This window comes from Actinoplanes sp. NPDC049668, assembly GCF_044465445.1.
GTDB lineage: Bacteria > Actinomycetota > Actinomycetes > Mycobacteriales > Micromonosporaceae > Actinoplanes.
The window spans coordinates 70,656-91,482 of record NZ_JBITLR010000005.1 but is presented as its reverse complement, the minus strand read 5'-3'; the positions used below and the strand labels follow the sequence as shown (position 1 = coordinate 91,482).

The 20,827-nt window shown below is 72.4% G+C and carries 20 protein-coding genes; 6 read left to right on the top strand and 14 right to left on the bottom strand.

Features of this window, described 5'->3' with window-relative positions:
- Positions 1–14: 14 nt before the first annotated feature.
- From ACIBSW_RS21665 to ACIBSW_RS21635, 7 genes are all read right to left on the bottom strand, one after another.
- Positions 15–224 carry a hypothetical protein gene (locus ACIBSW_RS21665; RefSeq protein ID WP_354723072.1) on the bottom strand — a complete coding sequence of 70 codons (210 nt, stop codon included), beginning with the start codon at positions 222–224 and terminating at the stop codon, positions 15–17.
- Positions 225–340: 116 nt separating this feature from the next.
- Positions 341–1,063, bottom strand: a complete 723-nt coding sequence (locus ACIBSW_RS21660; protein ID WP_354723070.1) for a peptidylprolyl isomerase — start codon at positions 1,061–1,063, stop codon at positions 341–343.
- Between the two features lie 82 nt (positions 1,064–1,145).
- Complete coding sequence (locus ACIBSW_RS21655) at positions 1,146–2,864, bottom strand: VWA domain-containing protein (protein WP_354723068.1); 1,719 nt, start codon at positions 2,862–2,864, stop codon at positions 1,146–1,148.
- Between the two features lie 267 nt (positions 2,865–3,131).
- The gene (locus ACIBSW_RS21650; protein WP_354723066.1) at positions 3,132–4,463 is read right to left on the bottom strand and encodes an extracellular solute-binding protein; all 1,332 of its coding nucleotides are present in this window, start codon (positions 4,461–4,463) and stop codon (positions 3,132–3,134) included.
- Between the two features lie 34 nt (positions 4,464–4,497).
- Positions 4,498–5,304: a carbohydrate ABC transporter permease gene (locus ACIBSW_RS21645; protein ID WP_354723081.1), complete on the bottom strand. Its 807-nt coding sequence runs from the start codon at positions 5,302–5,304 to the stop codon at positions 4,498–4,500.
- A 41-nt stretch (positions 5,305–5,345) separates the two neighbouring features.
- Positions 5,346–6,209 carry a sugar ABC transporter permease gene (locus ACIBSW_RS21640; protein ID WP_354723064.1) on the bottom strand — a complete coding sequence of 288 codons (864 nt, stop codon included), beginning with the start codon at positions 6,207–6,209 and terminating at the stop codon, positions 5,346–5,348.
- Positions 6,206–8,197 (bottom strand): beta-galactosidase, encoded by a 1,992-nt coding sequence (locus ACIBSW_RS21635; RefSeq protein ID WP_354723062.1) that lies wholly within the window; start codon positions 8,195–8,197, stop codon positions 6,206–6,208. The genes ACIBSW_RS21640 and ACIBSW_RS21635 overlap by 4 nt, the downstream gene beginning before the upstream one ends.
- Positions 8,198–8,343: 146 nt before the next feature.
- On the opposite strand from ACIBSW_RS21635, the gene ACIBSW_RS21630 reads away from it, so the two are divergent.
- Positions 8,344–9,363: a LacI family DNA-binding transcriptional regulator gene (locus tag ACIBSW_RS21630; protein ID WP_354723060.1), complete on the top strand. Its 1,020-nt coding sequence runs from the start codon at positions 8,344–8,346 to the stop codon at positions 9,361–9,363.
- A 27-nt stretch (positions 9,364–9,390) separates the two neighbouring features.
- Here the strand turns inward: ACIBSW_RS21630 and ACIBSW_RS21625 are convergent, their stop codons facing one another.
- A complete protein-coding gene (locus ACIBSW_RS21625) occupies positions 9,391–10,284 on the bottom strand; it encodes an AbfB domain-containing protein (RefSeq protein ID WP_354723058.1) in 894 nt (297 codons plus the stop codon).
- A 205-nt stretch (positions 10,285–10,489) separates the two neighbouring features.
- Between ACIBSW_RS21625 and ACIBSW_RS21620 the strand changes: the two genes are divergently transcribed.
- A complete protein-coding gene (locus ACIBSW_RS21620) occupies positions 10,490–11,473 on the top strand; it encodes a hypothetical protein (RefSeq protein ID WP_354723056.1) in 984 nt (327 codons plus the stop codon).
- Between the two features lie 83 nt (positions 11,474–11,556).
- Here ACIBSW_RS21620 and ACIBSW_RS21615 read toward each other — a convergent pair whose 3' ends face one another.
- On the bottom strand, positions 11,557–11,817 hold the full coding sequence (locus ACIBSW_RS21615; protein ID WP_354723054.1) for a chaplin family protein: 261 nt from the start codon (positions 11,815–11,817) through the stop codon (positions 11,557–11,559).
- 235 nt (positions 11,818–12,052) lie between these two features.
- Between ACIBSW_RS21615 and ACIBSW_RS21610 the strand changes: the two genes are divergently transcribed.
- Complete coding sequence (locus tag ACIBSW_RS21610) at positions 12,053–14,053, top strand: bifunctional diguanylate cyclase/phosphodiesterase (RefSeq protein WP_354723052.1); 2,001 nt, start codon at positions 12,053–12,055, stop codon at positions 14,051–14,053.
- Complete coding sequence (locus ACIBSW_RS21605; RefSeq protein ID WP_354723050.1) at positions 14,050–14,967, top strand: ABC transporter substrate-binding protein; 918 nt, start codon at positions 14,050–14,052, stop codon at positions 14,965–14,967. The genes ACIBSW_RS21610 and ACIBSW_RS21605 overlap by 4 nt, the downstream gene beginning before the upstream one ends.
- A 19-nt stretch (positions 14,968–14,986) precedes the next feature.
- Here the strand turns inward: ACIBSW_RS21605 and ACIBSW_RS21600 are convergent, their stop codons facing one another.
- From ACIBSW_RS21600 to ACIBSW_RS21590, 3 genes are all read right to left on the bottom strand, one after another.
- Positions 14,987–15,232: a hypothetical protein gene (locus ACIBSW_RS21600; protein WP_354723048.1), complete on the bottom strand. Its 246-nt coding sequence runs from the start codon at positions 15,230–15,232 to the stop codon at positions 14,987–14,989.
- A 180-nt stretch (positions 15,233–15,412) separates the two neighbouring features.
- The gene (locus ACIBSW_RS21595) at positions 15,413–16,282 is read right to left on the bottom strand and encodes a helix-turn-helix transcriptional regulator (protein WP_354723046.1); all 870 of its coding nucleotides are present in this window, start codon (positions 16,280–16,282) and stop codon (positions 15,413–15,415) included.
- A 111-nt stretch (positions 16,283–16,393) separates the two neighbouring features.
- Positions 16,394–16,957 (bottom strand): dihydrofolate reductase family protein, encoded by a 564-nt coding sequence (locus tag ACIBSW_RS21590; protein ID WP_354723044.1) that lies wholly within the window; start codon positions 16,955–16,957, stop codon positions 16,394–16,396.
- A 79-nt stretch (positions 16,958–17,036) separates the two neighbouring features.
- Between ACIBSW_RS21590 and ACIBSW_RS21585 the strand changes: the two genes are divergently transcribed.
- Both ACIBSW_RS21585 and ACIBSW_RS21580 read left to right on the top strand, forming a co-directional pair.
- Positions 17,037–17,363, top strand: a complete 327-nt coding sequence (locus ACIBSW_RS21585; protein WP_354723042.1) for an STAS domain-containing protein — start codon at positions 17,037–17,039, stop codon at positions 17,361–17,363.
- 1,143 nt (positions 17,364–18,506) lie between these two features.
- Entirely contained in the window at positions 18,507–19,130 is a 624-nt protein-coding gene (locus ACIBSW_RS21580; protein WP_354723040.1) for a maleylpyruvate isomerase N-terminal domain-containing protein, read from the top strand.
- A gap of 302 nt (positions 19,131–19,432) precedes the next feature.
- Here the strand turns inward: ACIBSW_RS21580 and ACIBSW_RS21575 are convergent, their stop codons facing one another.
- A complete protein-coding gene (locus ACIBSW_RS21575; RefSeq protein ID WP_404799417.1) occupies positions 19,433–19,699 on the bottom strand; it encodes a hypothetical protein in 267 nt (88 codons plus the stop codon).
- A 624-nt stretch (positions 19,700–20,323) separates the two neighbouring features.
- Positions 20,324–20,608: a hypothetical protein gene (locus ACIBSW_RS21570; protein ID WP_354723036.1), complete on the bottom strand. Its 285-nt coding sequence runs from the start codon at positions 20,606–20,608 to the stop codon at positions 20,324–20,326.
- Positions 20,609–20,827 lie beyond the last annotated feature (219 nt).

Genomic DNA, 20,827 nt, shown 5'->3' with positions numbered 1-20,827 from the left:
TCTGCCGCTAGGCCTCAGCCGCTGCGCCGGGTGCCGTACTGCCGGGGGCTCTGCACCGAGCCCCGGCCGACCGGATTCTGGCTCTTGCCGGACACGCCAAGGCCGGAACCGCTCTTCTTGCCCTTGGCCCGGCGGGCCGCGCGGTTCGCGAAAGTCTCCTCACCCTGCTCGGCCTCGGGCTGCTCGCCCGCGGTGGCGTCGGAACCTGCGGTGGACTCGGACATCGGTGTCTCCCTGATCGCCGGCCGCCGCGCGGGTCGTTTCCGGCCCGGGAAACGCGACGGTCCGCCCGCAAGACGGTATCGCAGAGCCGCCGGGTCCCGGCGGACCGTCGCCGTGATCAGAACCAGACGTGTGCCTTGTGGATCTCGGTGCGCAGGGCGGGCGGCCCGTCCAGCGGTGCCGGGTCGTCCTCGGTCGGCGTCACTCCCCCGGCGGCGACCCGGTCCAGGGTGCGCAGCCCGGCGGGCGTCACGCCGCCGAAGATGGAGTAGTTCGGGCGCAGCGCGGAGTTGCCGTACACCAGGAAGAACTGGCTGCCGTTGGTGTCCGGCCCGGCGTTGGCCATGGCCAGCACGCCGCGCGCGTAGACGCGCCGGGCGCCGGTCGGGTCCGTCGGCGCCGGCGGGAGGTCCGTCGGCAACTCGTCGCGGTAGCGGTAGCCCGGCCCGCCCGAACCGGTGCCGGAGGGGTCTCCGCACTGCAGGACCAGCAGCGTGGGGTACGCCGTGAGCCGGTGGCAGATGGTGCGGTCGTAGAACCGGTGCCGGACCAGGTGCACGAAGCTCTGCACGGTGCAGGGCGCGGCGGCGCGGTCTAGGACCAGCGGGATCGGCCCGAGGTTGGTGCGCAGCAGCACCGGCACGTGGCCACGGCTGGGCGTACGCCGGGGATCGCGCGGCAGCGGCACCGGCCGGGCGGCCGGGTCGTCCGGCGTCGGCGTGTAGGCGCACGGGCCGTCGGTCGGCGCGGTCGGATCGCCGCCGATGGCGTCGGCGGCGGCGGGCGAGGCGACGCCGAGCACCCCGGCGACCAGCACCGCGGCGAGAACTCCCCGAACCATGACCATTTTCGTACCCCCACAGACTCGACCGGATGCCACCACCGGTCTAATCGATCAGAGTCGATGCGTCAAGCGGGGACGGTCAGCGGGGCGTGGTGGTCCGCAGCGAGAGCGCGTCGAGGAAGACGGCGCCGATCTGGGCCGGGTCCTCGGCGACGAAGACGCCGCCGCCGGTGACCTTGGTGATCTGCTCCAGCGGAGCCCGGTCGACCGAGTTGCCGACGCCGAGCACGATGACCTGCACCGGCCGGTCGGCGGCCTTGGCGTCCTCCAGCTCGGCGAGCAGGTCGCGCAGGGCGATGTCGCCGACGCCGACACCGACGCCGTCGGTGAGCACGAGCACGGAGTTGACCCGGCCCGCCTGCCAGCCGTTCTGCACCTTGCGGTATCCCTCGAGGATGCTGCGGTACAGGCCGGCCTCGCCGTTCGCCGGCTGGATGCCGCCGAGCGCGTTCGCCACCGAGGCGCGGTTGGTGGTCAGCGAGCGGATGCCCACCAGCTCGCTGCGGCCGCCGCCCGGGCCACCGGCGGTGGCCCAGAGGCCGACCGACCAGTCGTCGCTGAACAGCCCGAGCCCGCCGCGGGCGGCGGCGAGGGTGAGCTTCATTCGGGTGGCGCCGCGGGCCTCCGGCACCGGGGTGCTCATGCTCTCGGAGGCGTCGACGATCGCGAGGATCCGGGCCGGCGCCACCACGGCGGACCAGCCGGCCAGCGCGCGGTCGATGGTCGCCTCGTCGGCCGGCGAGGCCGCCGCCGTGCCGCTGTCCCCGGCCACGCCCGTCTCGATCCGGCGCGGCGCACCCTCGGGGCCCTCGAATCCGGGCGGCGAGCTGCCGTCCGGCGCGCGGAAGCCGGCCTGTGCGAGCCGGCCGCGGAAGCCCTCGTCGGCGCTGAGCCGGTCGTAGAACTGGCGCGCGGCCTCGGCCTGATCCGCCGACAGCTCGGGCAGCACCGCGAACGGGTGGTCCAGCGGGACCGGCGACGGCTCGAGGTAGAACGCCGCGAGCGGGACCTGCGGCCGCGCGTCGTTGAACCGGATGACGTCGCTCTCCGACATCGCGGCGAGGCTGAGCCCGGCGGCCAGCGACGCGGCGTCGTCCGCCTGGGGCAACTGGGCCATCAGGTCGTCGCGCAGCACCGAGGTGTCGGTCGCCAGGGCCCGCAGCAGGCCGTTGGTGGTGCCGGGCCGGCGCTGGTCGGCGGCGTTCGCGGCGGCGCCGAGCGCGAGCAGCCCGGACAGCGCGGCGGCGTCGCGGGCCGGGTCGACCGTGCCGGCCCGGGTGGTGGTGCTGGTGGTGATCAGGTTGAGCAGGTCGCCGTAGCCCGGCTTCTTGCGGGGCCAGCCGAGCTTCTCCGCGGTCGGCTGCGGCATCGCCAGGACCACCGGGCTGAGCGCGATCGATCCCTCCTCGGTGAAGGCGAAGGAGGGCGCCGCCGAGCGCAGCCGCTGCAGCCAGGTGCCGGAGTCGGAGATCCACACGTCCGGCACGGCGGCACCGGCGCGGGCCGCCGCGGTCGCGGAGACCCGCTGCTTGGCGATCAGCGCGGCGGCCACGTCCGCCGGGTCGACGGCCTTGACGTCGACCCGCACGCAGGCGCCGTCGACCTGAGCCTTCTCCCCGGTCCAGGCCGCGGCCTCGGCCTGCACGGCCGGTGCGAGGTCCGGCGCCGCGGCGACGGCGAGGCGCACCTCGCCGGAGCACTCGGCGCCGTTCAGCCCACCGATTCCCAGGCGCACTCCGGCCACCACCGTCACGACGGCGACCGTCGTGAGGGCAGCGGTTGCTGCGCGAAATCGCATTCGTCGACGATGCCGGCCAGTCACGTAGACATCATCGACAAGAAGACCTGCCGCCGCTAGGCCTGGAAGGCGCGGATATCGACGGGGCGGTCCCTTTTCCGCGCAACTCGCCCGCACACACCGGTCGCCACGGACGAATCGGTCACGGCGCCGACCCGATCCTGAGTGGACGGACGGTTTGGCGGACATCCGTGTCGAGTCCGGCGAAACGGATCGAGTCGGGCAGCGCGGGCGGCCGGCACGAGGCCGCCCGCGGCCCGCCGGCCGTCACTCCTTGACGGGGATCGCCTGCGACTTGAGCGTCTGGATCGTCGACGCCTGTGCCGCCGTGAGCGCCTCGGTCAGCGTGCCCTTGCCGGAGACGGCGGCCTTGAAGCCGTCCGAGACGTCGGCGTAGGTGGACGTCATCGTCGGTCCCCAGGTGAAGTCCGGCGACACCTGGCCGGAGGCCTGCGCGAAGACCTCGTAGATCTTCTGGTCGCCGTAGAACGCCACGCCCTTGGACAGCGCGGGCAGGCTCGCGCCGGCCTTCGTCGCCGGGTACAGGTTGGCCTTGGCGTTGAGCAGGCTCAGCGCCTCCTCGGAGGTGTTCAGCCAGAGGGCGAACTGCGCGGCCTCGTAGACGTGCTTCGAGCCCTTGAACACCGCGGTCGACGAGCCGCCCCAGTTGCCGGCGACCGACTCGCCCGCGCCCCACTGCGGCATCGGCGCGACCCGCCACTTGCCGGCCGTCTTCGGCGCGCCGGTGGCGATGGAGTTGGCGCCCCAGACCGCGGACACCCAGGTCCAGGCCGAGCCGGAGTTGTAGGCGTTGTCCCACTCCGAGGTCCACGGCGGCACCGCGGAGACCAGCTTGCGGTCGATCAGGCCCTGCCAGTAGTCGGCGACCTGCTTCGTCTTGTCGTCGGTCAGGGTGACGGTCCACTGCTTGCCGTCGTTGGCGAACCAGCGGCCGCCCGCCTGCCAGGCGAGGCCGGCGAACTGGTTGACGTCGCTCTGCGAGAAGTTGGTGATGTAGCCGCCGGCGGCCTTGACCTTCTCGGCGGCCGCGGCGTACTCGTCCCAGGTCTTCGGAATCGCGATGCCGTGCTGCTCGAAGAGGTCGGCGCGGTAGAAGAGCGCCATCGGGCCGGCGTCCTGCGGCACGCCGTACGCGTGGCCCTGCTCGCCGAAGCTGACCTGGTTCCAGGTCCAGTCGACGAACTGGTCCTTGGCCTTGGCCACGATGTCGCAGCCGCCGAGGTCGGTCAGGCCGTCCTGCACCCGGAAGCCGGGCAGCGCGTCGTACTCGATCTGGCCGAGGTCGGGGGTGTTGCCGGCCTTGATCTGGTTGAAGAAGTTCTGGTACGTGCCGCCGTTGCCGTTCGGCCCGGTCTGGACCTTGACCTGGATGTTCGGGTTCTTGGCGTTCCAGGCGGCGGCGACCTCCTCGATGCCGGGGATCCACGAGGTGTAGGTGAGGGTCACCGGCCCGGACGACGGCGCGCACGACGCGGCGCCGGCGGTGTTCGACGCGTCGTCGTCGCCTCCCGAGGAGCAGGCGGCGAGCAGGAGTGCGGTGGCCAGCAGGGCGCCGGCCGGGCGAAGGGACATGTGCATGGCACTTCCTTCTTCTGTACGGACGGGGGAGGTTTCACTTGACTGCCCCGGCGCCGAGACCGCTGCGCCAGAACCGTTGCAGGAACAGGAAGGCGACCACCAGCGGGGCGATCGAGAGCAGGGCACCGACGATCACCAGGCCGCGGAGCTCCGGCAGCTGGTTGACCTGGGTGTTCCACGAGTAGAGGCCGAGCGTGACCGGGAACAGCCGCTCGTCGCCGAGCATGATCAGCGGGAGCAGGAAGTTGTTCCAGACGGCGACGAAGTGGAAGAGGAAGATGGTCACCAGCGCCGGGAACATCAGCCGTACCGACACCGTGAAGAAGCTGCGCACCTCGCCCGACCCGTCGATCCGGGCGGCCTCGAGCAGCTCGTCCGGCACGCTCGCGGCCGCGTAGATCCGGGCCAGGTAAACGCCGAACGGGTTGACCAGGCTGGGCAGGAACACCGACCAGAACGTGTTCGTCGCCTCCGCCCTGCTGAAGAGCAGGAACAGCGGCAGGGCCAGCGCCGTTGCCGGCACGAGCACCCCGCCCAGCACCACGTTGAACAACGTCTCGCGGCCGGGGAACCGGTACTTCGCCAGCGCGTAGCCGCACATGGCCGCGAGCAGGGTGCCCAGCAGCGCCGACCCGCCGGTGTAGGCCAGGCTGTTGACCATCCAGCGCAGGAACACGCCGTCGCGGTACGCGAGCAGCTCCCGGACGTTGTCGCCGAGGTCGAAGTCGGCGAACCACAGCGGCCTGGTGCCGGTGAACTGCTCGCGGCTCTTGGAGGAGCCGACGAACAGCCACCAGACCGGCACCAGGAAGTAGACCGTGCAGACGCCCATGACCAGCATCGCGGCGGTGCGCGACAGGACGCTCTCGCGCCGCACCCCGCTCACCGCTCGCCCCGGCGCTGGGCGACCTTGAGGAAGGTGAACGACAGGGCGAACGTGGCGAGCGCGAGCACGACCGAGAACGCGGCCGCCAGGTGGAAGTTCGGCACCGACGAGGTGGAGTAGACGGTCAGGTTCGGCGTGTAGGTGCTGGAGACCGCCGAGCTGAAGCTGCGGAACACCTGCGGCTCGGCGAGCATCTGCAGGGTGCCGATGATGGAGAAGACCGTGGTCAGCACGATCGCCGGCATGACCAGCGGGATCTTGATCGACCACGCGGTCCGTACCGGCCCGGCGCCGTCGAGCCGGGCCGCCTCGTGCACCTCGGCGGGGATCGCCAGCAGCGCCGAGTAGATGATCAGCATGTTGTAGCCGACGTACACCCAGGTCACGACGTTCGCCATGGCCCAGAGCACCAGGTCCGCGGAGAGCAGGTCGAGGTTGGCGGTGAGTGCGGTGAACGGGGACAGGTTCGGCGAGTAGAGGAAGCCCCACATGATCGCGGCGATCACGCCCGGCACCGCGTACGGGACGAAGAACGCCAGCCGGAAGAAGCGCCGGCCCCGGACCAGGCCGGAGTCGAGCAGCAGCGCCAGCAGCAGGGCCAGGCCCAGCATCACCGGCACCTGCACGACGCCGAAGGCCAGCACCCGCAGGACCGACTCCCAGAACGGGGCGTCGGAGAAGACCCGCCGGTACTGCACCAGGCCGCCGAAGACCTCGCGGGCCGGACCGAACGTGCCGGTGCGCTCGACGGTGTACAGCGACTGCACGACGGCGTAGCCGATCGGCACCAGGTAGAAGAGGGTGAACAGCACCCCGAACGGCAGCACGAAGAAGGCCACGGCCCGGCCGTGCCGGTTCATGGGCTGGGCTCCTCTCTCACCACGCGTACGGCGCCGGCGGGCACCCGCAGCAGCCCGTCCACGGCCGTGCCGGTGATCAGCTCCCGGCCGGTGACCGCGTACTCGACGGGGTGCGTGCCGTGGTTGACGACGAAGACGTAGGCGCGGCCGTCGCCGGTGCGGCGCACCACCTCGACCGAGCCGTCGTTGCGCGGGCCGACCGGCCGCACCCCGGCCTCGCGCAGCGCGGTGTCCATCAGCTCCCGCAGGCCCGGCTGGTCCAGCGCGGTGGCGACGTACCAGGCGGTGCCGTCGCCGTACGTGTTGCGGGTGATCGCCGGCACGCCGGGCAGCGGGCCGTCCGCGTACGCGTCGACGGTCTTGGCGGTCGTGGTCCGCAGCAGCTCGGTCCAGAGCGTGGCGCTCCCGCCGCCGCAGAGCCGCACCCGGCCGCCGTGCGGCAGCGGGTGGAACTCCTCGGCTACCACGCCGAGCAGCTCGCGGAACGCGCCCGGGTAGCCGCCCAGCCGGACCCGGTCGGTGCCGTCGACGATCCCGCTGTAGAACGTGACGACCGCGTGGCCGCCGCCGGCCACGTAGGCGTCGATTCCGGCCGCGTCGGCGTCGGTGACCAGGTGCAGGCAGGGCACGACGACCAGCCGGTAGCGGCTCAGGTCGGCGCCGGGCGCGACGACGTCAACGGTCGCGCCGAGCTCGCGGACGGCGCCGTAGGCCGCGTGCACCTGCTCCAGGTAGCGCACGTCCTGCGACGGGCGGGCCTCGGTGTCCGCCGACCACCAGGACTCCCAGCAGAACAGCAGCGCGACGTCGGCCCGCACGGTCGTGTCGGCCACCTCGGCGAGCGCGGCGAGGGTGGCGGACAGCTCGAGGACCTCGCGCCAGACGCGGGTGTCGGTGCCGGCGTGCGGCACCAGCGCGGAGTGGAACTTCTCCGCGCCCCGCGCCGAGGCGCGCCACTGGAAGAAGCAGAGCGAGTCGGCGCCCCGGGCCACGTGGGTCAGCGAGTTGCGCAGCAGCTGCCCGGGCAGCTTCGCCAGGTTGTGCGGCTGCCAGTTGACCGCGCCGGCGGACTGCTCCATGAGCATCCAGGGCGCGCCGCCGGCGAGGCCGCGGGTGAGGTCGGCGGCGAAGGACAGCTCCGCGGTGGGATCGCCGAGCCGGTGGTCCAGGTAGTGGTCGTTGGCGACGACGTCCATCTCGGGCGCCCAGCTCCAGTAGTCCAGGTTGCGGATGTGCGCGGTGACCATGAAGTTGGTGGTGACCGGCGCGCTGGTGTGCCGGCGCAGCACGGCCGCCTCGGCCCGGTAGTGGTCGAGCAGCTCGTCGGAGCTGAACCGCTGGAAGTCGAGCAGCTGTGCGGGGTTGCGCGCCGACAGGGCCAGCCGCGGCGGGCCGATCTCGGACCAGTCGTCGTAGCGCTGGCTCCAGAACGCGGTGCCCCAGGCCTCGTTCAGCGCGGGAAGGCCGCCGTAGCGCCGCTCCAGCCAGCGGCGGAAGGCCGCGGCGCTGGCCTCGTCGTAGCAGAGCGCGTTGTGGCAGCCGAGCTCGTTGGAGACATGCCAGAGCACGACGGCGGGGTGGCCGCCGTAGCGGCGCGCGACCCGTTCGACCAGGGCGAGGGCGTGCTCGCGGAAGACCGGCGAGCTGGGGCACCAGGCCTGGCGGCCGCCCGGCGCCCGGGTGGTGCCGTCGGCGACCACCGGGAGGACCTCGGGATGCCGGGTGGTCAGCCAGGGCGGCGGCGAGGAGGTGCCGGTGCCGAGGTTGACCCGGATGCCGCCCGCGTGCAGCAGGTCGATGACGCGGTCGAGGGCGGCGAAGTCGTACTCGCCGGGCCGGGGCTCGATGCTCGACCAGCCGAAGATGTTGACGGCGACGAGGTCGACGCCGGCCTCGCGCATCAGCGCCACGTCCTGGGCCCAGACCTCGGGCGGCCACTGCTCGAAGTTGTAGTCACAGCCGAGGCTGATGCCGGGCAGTCCTCGCATCGGCGTCCCTTCCCGTCACCGCGGCAGCTGTGGGTACGTGCACATGTCTGCCGGGCGACAACGAAGTGAAAGCGGGGGTGTGTGAACGTGCACACCGTGGCACGGGTCCGCGGGGCCGGTCAAGAGCCCGGCGTTACAGTTCTGACGTGGCCCCGCCCAACAAGCGCCGACGCGCGACCGTGCACGACGTCGCCGCGGCGTCCGGCATCTCCCGCGGCACGGTCAGCCGCGTGCTCAACGGCGGATACGTCTCCGCGGAGGCCCGCGCGGCCATCGAGGCGGCCATCGCCGAGGTCGGCTACGTGCCCAACACCGCGGCCCGCAACCTGGTGATGCGCCGCTCGCAGGCGGTCGGCTTCCTCGCCCTGGAGCCGCACTCGCTGCTGCTCGAGGACCCGAACATCGGCGCCATCATGCTGGGCGCCAACGAGGTGCTCTCGGTCGCGGACCATCAGATGGTCAGCCTGGTGGTCGACTCCGCCCGCGACACCGAGCGGGTGACCCGGTACCTCAGCGGCGGCTTCGTCGACGGCGCGATCATCGTGTCCGCGCGTACCCACGACCCGATCACCCGGGTGATCGCCCAGCTGAAGCTGCCGGCGACGTTCGTCGGGCACCCGCCGGACCTGCACCACAGCATCCCGTTCGTCGGCATCGACAACGCCGGCTCGGCCCAGGCGATCACCGAACGGCTGGCCGCCACCGGCCGCCGCCACGTCGGCATGATCGCCGCGGCCCTGGACCGCGACTCCGGCGCCGACCGCCTCACCGGCTTCCGCGCGGCGCTCGGCGCGCGGTTCGACCCCCGGCTGGTCGCCGAGGTGCCGCTCTACGACTACGCGTCCGGGGTCAAGGGCATGCGGGAACTGCTCGAACGCGAGCCCGGCATCGACGGGGTGTTCGCCGCGTCGGACGCGGTCGCCGCCGGCGCGATGGAGGTGCTGCGCGACGCCGGCCGCGGCGTGCCGTCGGACGTCGGCATCGTCGGCTTCGACGACAGCTCCTGGGCCACCCGCACCCAGCCGCCGCTGTCCACGGTGCACCAGCCGGCCCGCGAGATCGGCCGCAACGCGGCGGAGCTGGTGCTGCGGCAGCTCCGCGACGAGGGGCCGGCGCCGGCCAACGTGCTGCTACCCACCCCTATCGTCTGGCGGGCGTCGGCCTGAGGCCCCGCCCGCCCCGCCGGCCCGGTCCTACGACAGGCCTCCGAGGGGACTGCGGGTGACGAACGCCTTCGCGGCAGCGGCGGACGTCCGGGTCAGTAGCAGCACCGAATCGCTCTCAGTGAGGAAGCGATCGGGATAATTGTGCGAGCGGAGCACGAATCCGCCGGCGACGGGCACCGCGCAGAACGTCGAGTCGGCGTTGAACAACGCCGAGCCGTCCACCCGGTCGAGGCGCAGCGCGTAGTTGCGGTGCCGCAGGAAGTAGCCCGGGTAGTTGGCCGACTCGAACGAGACGCAGGACCCGTTCGCGCGCCCGGCGCGGACCGTGAAGCGCGAGTCGGCCCGGTCCAGCGCGGAGCTGTTCGGCCCGATGGCGTCGATGCGGGCCCGGAAGTCGCGGTGCCGCACCCGGCGGCCGGACTCGCCGGCCGGCTGAAGACCGATCTCCGCGCCGGCCACCGGCAGCGCGGCCCGCGACGGCGACGCGGACGGCCGGTGCCGGGCCGGCTCGGTGGCCGGCCCGCCCGGCGGCACCACCGGCCGGCTCAGGTCGCTGGTCGCGATCCCCGCGGCGCGGCTCGCCGACGGCGCCGGGCCCGACGTGGACGGCAGCGGCAGGGCGGGCACGACCGGCCCGGCCGGCAGGATGAAGGAGGGCGCGCCCCGGCTCTCCGGCTCGCCCTGCGTCAGGGCCAGCCCGGCGGCGGCCAGGGCGCTGAGCACCGCGGCGCCGGCGAGCACGGTCCGCGCCCGGGCCTGCGGCGGCAGCCGGCGGCGCCGGCCGGGCGGGGCGGCGACCAGGGCCGCCGGGATCTCGGCGACGGCGGACGACCGCCGCGGTTCGGTGGGGGCGAAGTACTGGATCGGGGGAATCCATCCGCCGACCCGGAGGTCGGGCCGATTTCCATCCTCTGGGGACATCCGGTTCCGTTCCCTGAGTAGCCGTTCGGGGGAGCAGAGGCAATATTCGGGGCAGAACGCTCCGATGGCAAGGGGCAATCCGATCAGCACCCTAGGTGATCGATCCGATCGGCCTCCTCATCCGTAGTGACGAGGGACTCACCACGCGCTGATGCCCGTAGCGATCCCACGGGCGGTGGCGCTTGCCCTGTAGGGAGCACGTGCCGTGGAAAACCCAGCCCACACCGACCCCGAAGCACGCATACCGCCCAACCTTCCCTCGATCTCGGACTACTGGCCCGACGCGCCGCACCGGATCGGCCCGGCGGCCGACCACTACAGCGACGAGCCGACCGCCGCGTCGGTGGACGCCCTGCTGCGCTCCGGGCGCCGCGAGCGCGAGGCGCACCCCGCGCCGGCCGCGCCGCCGGCCGCCCGGCCGAAACGGCTCCGCGCCGGGGTGGGTGCCACGCTGGCCGTACTGCTGCTCGCCGGCGCCGGCGTCGTCGCGGCGAAGCTGACCCGCAACACCGCGGGCGCCACCGCCACCGCGACCGCCGCCGCCACCGCCGCGGCGCCGACGCCGTCCGCCACGGCCGACGCGGGCACGCTCACCGCGCCGGCAGGCGGACGAACGCAGGCGCGGTTCGAGCTGGTCAGCGACACCGCGACGATCGACCTGAGCACCGCGGCGCTGGACGGGGACCTCTACCGGATCACGACCCCGGACGACAGCGGCGTCGTGCCGCGGGCCGCGGTCGGCGAGGACGGCGTCCGGCTGTTCCTGGACGAGAACGGCGAGCGCGGCGACGCCGCGGTCACGGTCGTGCTCAGCGCGGACGTGCGGTGGAGCCTGCGCATCACCGGCGGGATCAACCGGGGGGTCTTCGACCTGAGCGGGGCCGAAGTGGACGGTGTCGACTTCGCCGGCGGCGCCACCCGGATCGACCTCACGCTGCCGGAGCCGGACGGCACGCTGCCGGTCCGGATGTCGGGCGGGGTCAACCGCTTCGAGGTCCACACCGGAGGAACGGTGCCGGTGCGGGTGCGCACCCGGCAGGGCGCGGGCCAGGTGCGGCTCGACGGCCGTACCGATGACGGGGTCGCCCGGGGTGCCTCGTTCCTCTCCCCCGGCTGGGAGAAGAGCACGGACCGCATCGACCTGGACGCGGTGGCCGGCGTCGGCACGCTGCGGGTCGGGCGCGGCTGAAAAAACTCGGTGGCAGGTGCCGTCGCGGGCGACGAGGCACCTGCCACCGCAGGTCTTGCTGCTTCAGGTACGGGGGTTCCGGGTCAGCGGCAGGAGGCCTGGGTCGCGCTGACGCCGAGCACCGAGACGCTGTTGCCGCAGATGTTCACGGGAACGTTGACGCCGCCGTAGCCGTAGCCGTAGCCGTACGGGTAGCCGTAGTAGCTGCCGTAGTAGCCGCCGTAGCCGTAGCCGTAGCAACCGCCGTAGCCGCAGGTCCCGGCCGCGTTAGCCGGTCCGGCCGAGATGGCCAGGGTCGCGGCAGCCATACCGAACATGACCAGTGCGCCTCGAACGAGCTTCATGACATACCTTTCCTTTGCGGACACTTGCAGAAGTCACGTTAGCGGCGGCTTTCGTCCCGTTTGCCCGTTTTGCTCAATTCGTTCCACGATGGTGTCAAGAATTCCGCCCGTGCCCGCACGGGAACTTCCGGGCCGTCGCACCGCGATGACCTATCGAGTGGAATCCGGTTGATTGCCCCATTTTTCGGCGGCGAGGCACTACTTCAGAACGCGGCCGACCCGTCGATAGAGGGGCATGTGGTGGCGAAGCACGGGCAGGCGCGGCGCGACCGGGTCACGCCTGCTGCTGGCCTACGCCGCCGCGAGCCTCGTGCTGGTCGTGCTGCTCGGCGTCACGCTGGTGCGCAGCTACCGCGAGGACGCCGAGCGCCAGGGCCGGGACCAGGGCCGCGCACAGGCCGCGGTCATCGAGGAGATGGCCGTGGCGCCCGCCCTGGACGGCGCCGAGCTCTCCGCCGGCCTGACCACGACCCAGCGCGAACGCCTGCAGGGCGCGACCGACCTCGCGATCTTCCACGGCTCGGTCGTCCGGCTACGGGTCCGCAGCTTCACCGGCCAGGTGGTGTTCTCCGACGACGGCTCGACGGCCGGCGGCATCCTCGTCTCCAACCCCGCCTTCCGGGCGGCCGTGGCCGGCGACACCGACGTGGCCGTCGTCGCGGACGGTGACCGCAGCGTCGGCCGGATCATCCGGGTGCTCCAGCCGGTGATCGCGGGCGCGTCCGGCCAGGCGATCGGCGTCCTCGAGCTCTACCTGCCGTACGACGCCATCGACGCCAAGCTGCGCCGGCAGATGACCGCGACGTACTGGCGGCTCGGCATCGGCCTGGGCGCCCTCTACCTGATGCTCGCGCTGATCGCCTGGTCGACCACCCGCGCGCTGCGCCGCCACGCCGCGCACCAGGAGCACGAGGCGCTGCACGACGGCCTCACCGGCCTGCCCAACCGGGCCGCCTTCCGGGCGCGGGCCAAGAGCGCGATCGAGGGCGCCGAGGGCGCGATCGTCCTCGTCGACCTGAACCGCTTCAAGGAGGTCAACGACACCCTGGGCCACCACGCCGGCGACGAGCTGCTGACGCTGGTCGGATCCCGGCTCACGCAGGCGCTGCGCCCCGGCGACACCGTGGCCCGCCTCGGCGGCGACGAGTTCGGCCTGATCATCCCCGGGCTGGACCAGCAGGCCGTGCTCGGCCTGATCGAGGCCGCCCGCGCCGAGCTGGTCCGCGAGACAGTCCTGTCCGGCGTGCCGCTGAGCATCGAGGCCAGCTTCGGCATCGCGCTCTACCCACGGCACGGCGACCAGATCGAGGAGCTGCTGCAGCACGCGGACGCCGCGATGTACCAGGGCAAGCGCGGCACCGCCGACATCGTGCTCTACGCCGGGGACGGCGCCGCCAACCCGACGCACTGGCTGACCGTGCAGGCCGAGCTGCGCCGCGCGATCGAGCGCGACGAGCTGGTGCTGCACTACCAGCCCAAGGTCCGCCTCCGCGACGACGAGATCGACGGGCTGGAGGCGCTGGTCCGCTGGCAGCACCCGCAGCGCGGCCTGCTCCCGCCCGCGGAGTTCCTGCCGGCGGCGGAGCAGTCGGGAGTGATCGAGCCGCTCACCGGCTGGGTGCTGCGCCGGGCACTCACCGACCAGGCGGGCTGGACGTCGCTCGGCCAGTCGTGGCCGGTCGCCGTCAACGTCTCCGCGCGCAACCTCGAGACGCCCGGCTTCGCGGGTTTCGTCGCCGGCCTGCTCGCCGAGCACGGCACGCCGCCGGAGCGGCTGCTGCTGGAGGTCACCGAGACCGCGCTGGCCGGCGACGCGCAGACCGTGGCGCGGGCCGTCGTCGAGCTGGCCGGGCTCGGCATCGGCGTCGCGGTCGACGACTTCGGCATCGGCTACACCAGCATCGCGCAGCTGCGCTCCGTACCGGTGTCGGAAGTGAAGATCGACCGGCTCTTCGTCGCCGACCTGGACCGGGACCCGCAGAACCAGGCGATCGTCCGCTCCGTGATCGAGCTGGCGCACGGCCTCGGCTGCCGGGTCACCGCCGAGGGCGTGGAGACCGAACAGGTCAGCGCCTGGCTCGCCGCGTCCGGCTGCGACGCCGCGCAGGGCTACCTGTACTCGCGGCCGGAGGTCTGGCCGCACCTGCTGGACCTGTTCCTCAACCCCCGCGGCACCGGGCGCCACGCCCGGCCCGAACCCCCTGTCCACCTGAGCACCGGAGGTACCCGCGCATGAAGCACCTCACCACCCGCCGCCTGCGCCTCGTCGTAGCGGGCGTCGTGCTCACCCTGTCGGCCACCGGATGCGGCAGCATCACCGCCGACGACGAGACCGGCACCGCCAGCGCCACCGCCGAGTTCTCCCAGGAGATCCACGACCGGCTGCCCGACGCCGTACAGCGGCGCGGCGCCATCCGCCTCGCGACGGACCCGAGCTACGCGCCGATGGAGTCCTTCGGCGCCGACGGCCGCACCATCATCGGCTTCGAGCCCGACCTCGCCGCCGCGCTCGGCGCGGTGGCCGGCATCCGGGTGGAGCTGGTGCCGGCCGACTTCGGCACCATGATCGCCGAGACGAACAAGGGCACCTACGACGGCGTGCTCTCCTCGATGACCGATACCCCCGAGCGCCAGAAGAAGATCGACTTCGTCGACTACTTCTCCGCCGGGCTCGCGCTGGTCGTGCAGCGCGGCAACCCGGAGGGCATCACCGACCTCAAGGACCTGTGCGGCCAGGTGGTCGCCGCCGAGCAGGGCACGGTGCAGGTGGACCTGCTGCGCCGCACCCAGCCCGCGTGCGGCTCCCGCCCGATCAGCATCCAGACCTTCAAGACCAACGCGGACGCGCTCCTTCAGGTACGCACGGGGCGCGCGATCGCCATCCTGAACGACTACCCGCCGGCCGCGCACCTGGCGACCGACCCGCGCACGCGCTCGCAGTACCAGCTGGCCTCGACGGTGCAGTACGAGCCCGGCCTGTTCGGCATCGCGGTGGCCAAGAACAACCCGGCGCTGCGCGACGCCCTGCGTGACGCCCTGGACCAGCTCATCCGCTCGGGCCGCTACGCCGACCTGCTGGAACGCTGGGGCCTGACCAGCGGCGCGGTGACCTCATCGTCGGTCAACGCGGGCGCCGGCGCGGACGACTGACCGGGCCCGTTCCGGGGTCCTACGCCCGGCTTCCGGGCGGGCCGTTCAGCCGGCGGCCCCGGACCAGGGCCTGGCGGCGGCCGAGCTCCCGGCCGTCCATGGCGATCTCCACGCCCTCGACCTCGTACCAGTTCTCGCCGTCGTACAGCACCGGACGGGACCAGTCCACGCGCTCGACCTTGATCGTCAGCGTTCCCGTGCCATAGCAGTAATCCGACTCGGCGAACCGGCTCACCCGCCGGGTCTGGCCGCGGTTGCTGTCCATAGTCACTCCTCGGCCGCCGGGCCGGGCCTTGTCCCACAGGGAGCTTTCAGGCGACTGCTGCACGTGCTCAAGCATGACCGTATGCGCACAGCATACGCAAGGTCAGATGCACGTGCAGATGCACGAAGGAGGGAAAGTGGTAGATCCGGCAGGCCCGCGACGGCCGTTCGGCCGATGCGCTCACCCGCTCCGGCTCACCGCGTCCGCCAGGACCTCGCCGAGGATCTCCGGGGTGCGCCCGGGCGGCTCGGCCTCGAGACACGCGCGCTCCATGGCGAGCGCATACTGGTCGACGTCGCCGGGCTTGTCGAGATAGATCGCGCCGGTCAGCTGCTCGACGTAGACCACGTCGGGCAGCTCCGGCTCGGAGAAGCGCAGGATGGTGAAGGGGAACCCGGGCCCGGACGGCGTACCGGCGCGGAACGGCGCGATCTGCAACCTGATGTTGGGCCGGGCGGCCGCCTCGATCAGCGCCTCGACCTGCTCCCGCATGACCTCGCACCCGCCGACCGGCCGGCGCAGCACCGCCTCATCCAGCACCGCCCAGAACTGCGGCGGGTCCGGCCGCTCGAACACCTGCCCGCGGCCGCGGCGCACCTCGACCCGCCGCCCGACCTCGGACGGCGCGGCACCGGCGCAGGACCGGGCGATGAGCGCCCGGGCGTACCCCTCGGTCTGCAGCAGCGCGGGCACCACCTGCGTCTCGTACGCCCGGATCACCGTCGCCGCCTCCTCCAGCCCCAGATAGGACAGGTACCACGGCGGCACCACCTCGCCGAACTGCTGCCACCATGGCGCCGCGTTGGCCCGCCGGGTCAGCGTCATCAGCGCGGCGCGCTCGTCGTCGTCCACCCCGTACAGGGTGAGCAGGTCCTCGATGTCCCGTTCCTTGAGCGGAACCCGCCCGAGCTCCATCCTGCTGATCTTCGAGCCGGACCCGCGGATCTCCCACCCGGCGGTGTCCCGCCCGATCCCCCGCGCCTGACGCAGCCGCCGCAACCGGGCGCCCAGCCTGATCCGCAGCGCCGTCGGGCCGATGGCCTGGTCCATCCGTCCTCCCTCGGCAACCGCTTCGGGTCGCCCGCCTGCACGTGCATACAACCGTGCAGCTTCCCCGGACGATGCGCAACCGCCCGACCGATCGATGACGCATGCACCCCCTCAGGCCGGCCGGTACGCCGCGATCACCACCCCGGTCGTCGTGGTGGTCACGGACCCGGTCAACCGCAGCCTCCGGAACGCGCCGTCGGCGAACAGCCGCGCACCCGTCCCGAGGACCAGCGGATGAATCGACAGCCGGTAGACGTCGACGAGCCCGGCCGCGTCGAGCGAGCGCACCAGCTCCCCGCTCCCCAGCACCACGAGATCACCCACGACCTCCCGCTTGAGCGCCGCGACCGCCGCGGCGACGTCCCCCTCGAGCCGCGACGAGTTCACCCAGGGCAGCGCCCCGCGCGAGGCGACATACTTGTGCTTGCGGTTGAGCACCTCGGTATACGGATTCCCATCGGTCTGCGCCGACCAGAACCCATGAAACTGCTCATAGGTACGCCGCCCGAACAACATCGCGCCGTCCGCACCCATCCCCTCGGGCGCGACATCGTCCGCGTACGGGCGCGCCCACCCGCCATGCGGAAAGCCACCCCGCCGATCCTCGTCGGCGCCGCCGGGCGCCTGCATGACCCCGTCGAGCGTCAAACTCTCCACGACAACAACTTCGCCCATGAGACCCTCCCCTTCACCGCCTACACGATCGAGTGGCCCACGAATCGACATCTCGCGCAGTCCGGCTATCGTCTGGTGGATGCCGAACGACGCCCTGGTCACATACGAACGCGTGGACGCCGACGGCCTGGTGGTCGCCGCACTCGGCGGCGAACTCGACCTCGACCACGCCGACGCCGTCCGCGACAGCCTGGCCGCCGCCGCGGCCACCGACGGCTGCCGCTACCTGAACGTCGACGTCGCCGCAGTCACCTTCATCGACTCGTACGCCCTCGGCGCGCTGGTCAGCGCCCGCAACTCCGCGGCAAGCCAGGGCGTGACATTCACCCTGGCCAACCCGTCCCGACAGGTACGCAAGGCCGTCCAGGTAACCGGCCTGAGCCACGTCTTCGGCCTACCCGCCTAACCCGGCCAGAAGTTCGCGGCCCCACACCCGACCCGCGACTCCCGGGCCGCCAACGGGCGACTGCCTACAACCACACCCCGGTACCCACCCGACCTCCGGCCGCCGACGGCACACGGGCGCGCATCCGCACGCCGGCGCCAGGCCGACTCTCCGCCTGGCAAGGGGCCGCGGGCGCGTATCCACACCCCGGCACTCGGCCCGCCACGGATCCCGGGCCCACATCCACACCCCAGCGCCCGGCCAGCCCTCGGCCCGCCAACGGGCCACGGATCCTCGTCCACACCCTGGTACCCGGCCGACTCTCCGCCCGGGAATGGGCCGCGGGCCCACAGCCACACCTCGACGCCAGGCCGACTCTCCGCCCGGACAACGGGCCGCGGGCCCACAGCCACAACCCCGGGATTCGGCCGGCCCCCGGGTCGCCAACGGATCGCGGGTCCACATCTGCACCCCAGAGCCCGACCGGTCCTCGTCCACACCCCGGAACCCGACCGGCCCTCCGCCCGAGAATGAGCCGCGGGCGCACATCCACACCCCGGAACCCGGCCGACCCTCCGCCCGGCAAGGGGCCACGGCTCCACATCTGCCCCTAGAGTCCGACCGGCCCCCGGCCCGCCAGCGAATCGCGGGTCCAGATCCACGCCCCGGGACCCGACCGGCCCTCCGCCCGGCAAGGGGCCGCAGGGCCCACACCCACGCCCCAAAGCACGGCCAGCCCTCGGGCCCGCCAGCGAATCGCGGGTCCACATCCACGCCCCGGGACCCGACCGGCCCTCCGCCCGGCAAGGGGCCGCGGGTCCACATCTGCACTCCAGAGCACGGGCGGCCACCGGGCCTGCCAACGGGCCGCGGGTCCACATCCACACCCCGGCGCCCGGCCAGCCCCCGGGCCCGGCAACGGGCCGCGAGCCCACATCCACACCCCGGCGCCCGGTCGGCCCTCCGCCCGGCAACGGATCGCGAGCCTGCAGCCGCACTTCGGCGCTCGCGCGGCGCCCGGCGAAGGGTCTCGGGGCTGGCCCACACTTCGGCGCTCGCGGCCCGGCATGGGATCGCGGCACCAGCTACGCGTGAGTGCCGGGCGTCACCACCGCTAAAGCGTCCTAGGCTGATGAGCTGATGGGCTGTGCAAGATTTGTAGGCATGGACTTTCGCCGGACGTACCGCGCAGCCGCCGTCTCCTTCGCCGACCTCGTCTCCCGACTGCCGGCCGACCGTTGGGACTCCCCCGGGCTGGGTGACTGGTCCCTACGGGAACTGGTCGGTCACACGGTCAGCTCCGCGCTGCGCCAGGTGCCGGACGTGCTCGCCACCACCGGCGACGCCGTGACAGTCGACTCGCCGCAGGGATACTGGGCGTTCGCCCGCTCGGCCCCGCCCGAACTGCGCGCCGCCGCCGTCGCGGCCTCCACCGAGGACGCTCGCGAGGCCGGCGCCTGGCTCGGCGACGAGGCCGCCGGCCGGGTGAGCGAACTGACCGGCCTGGCCACCACGGCACTGGCCGCCGTCCGCGACGACGACGTGATCATCACCCCGGCCGGCACCATGCGGGTCCGCGACTGGCTGCCCACCCGGACGTTCGAACTCGTCGTGCACGGCACCGACATCGCCGTGGCCGCCGACCTGAAGTTCGAGGTCGCGCCGGAAGCTCTCGCCGAGTCCGTGACGCAGGCCGCACAGATCGCGGCCGCCGTCGGAGACTCCGCCCCGGTCCTGCGAGCCCTGACCGGCCGCGCCCGGCTACCGGAAGACTTCTCCGTCGTCTGACCGCGGGCTCACCCCGCACCAGCCAGCAGACCACCAGAACGATCTTGGGATGGTCGCGCGCCGCAGCGGGCAGGGCCGAGGTGGTGGCAACCGGCTCGGAGGGTGCCGCAACGCCCGCGCCATTCCGATGGTGCAGGCCGTCCTCGTGCTTCTCCACGTCGGAGCCGACTGTCTCGCGGGATGAAATGGCTCGATGATCTCGCCTGCCTCGGTCCAGGCATATCCGAGCCGTTGCTGCGGCCGGGAATGCTCTGCGACTACCGGACGAGACCGGCGGCCGGCAAGGCCGAAATAGCCAGCGCTCATTCTCGATAGGTTGGCATGATCAAAAGCCGATCGGAGGAGACAACTGTCGGCCGGCCCGGGATAATGAATTCATGCGGCAGCGGCAGCTTCAATTCTTCGCCAGCAGCGAGTTGGCTGCCATGCGTGACCGCACCAAATCCCGCAACTATTCCCCGGAGCGTGACGAGTTCCGCCGCGAGCACGAGCGGCATCGCGCATGGGGCCTTACACAACGCCATGCCCGTCGTCTGCGCCAGCTGCGCGGCCAAGGCGGTGAGCACCACACGGCAGGCCCGGCCGAGCGAAGCCTCGTGAGCCCACAGCCGACCCGCCCGGCCGGATCCACCCACGTCAACCCAGCCCGGCAACCGACACCGAGCCCGACCGCTTCGACCAACCACCGCGCATCGCGACCTCCCGCCCGGAAGGTTGGCGACCCGGTCGGACCTCCAGCCAGGACCACGCAGACGCACCCACCTACACGAACCACCAGCCAGGCGAACTCCGCCGCTCCCCGCCCACCCACGAGAACCAACGGCCAGCCGAAACCCGCCCCTCCGCGCCCACCCACAAGAACCACCAGCCAGGCGAAACCCGCCCCTCCGCGCCCACCCACAAGAACCACCAGCCAGGCGAAACCCGCGCCACCACACCCACCCACACGAGCCACCAGCCAAGCGGGGCCGACCAAGACGGGCCAGCCAGGCGAGACCGGCCGCCGAGTGGGACTCGCTGACTTACACCGGCCACGACTCGCTCGCCTGCCAGACAGGCGACGCCGGGTCGGCAATTGCAGCTCGGCCCGCGACCAGGCGACCAAGCCTGGGCAAGACGCCGGGGCGCCATCGCCTCGCCGAAACCTCGCCGCAAGCCCGACGCCGGCCACACCGATCCGACCTGGGACAAGATCATCGAATCAGGTCGAGAGCCAATTCGAAATTCGGGCGACACCAAGACGCTGTTTCGAAATTGATCGGTACAGGAAAACGGAAGATGAGAGATCCCCACCCGCTCAGTGATTTCGCGACCGGACCTCGCCCAGATCCGTTGGCAAGTGAGTAGCCATCGCCTGAGTAAACCCAGATAGACATTTCCAGCGGCCCGGTGGATGCATTCTCGTTGGCCAAAACCGTGCGTGACACTCGCGCTATGAAGGCGATGTAGGCGACGAGGAGATTGGGGTTGTCGCTCATGGCTTCGACGCGGAAGCGGGACCGGCACGGAAGCAGGACCGGCACGGAAGCAGGACCGGCACGGAAGCAGGACCGGCACGGAAGCAGGACCGGCACGGAAGCAGGACCGGCACGGAAGCGGGACCGGCACGGAAGCGGGACCGGCTGGCCAGGTGTGCGTGCAGGGCTTCCTGTTCATGGCTCGTGCGACAGCGCCCGGTGGAGATCGGCGGACCCGAC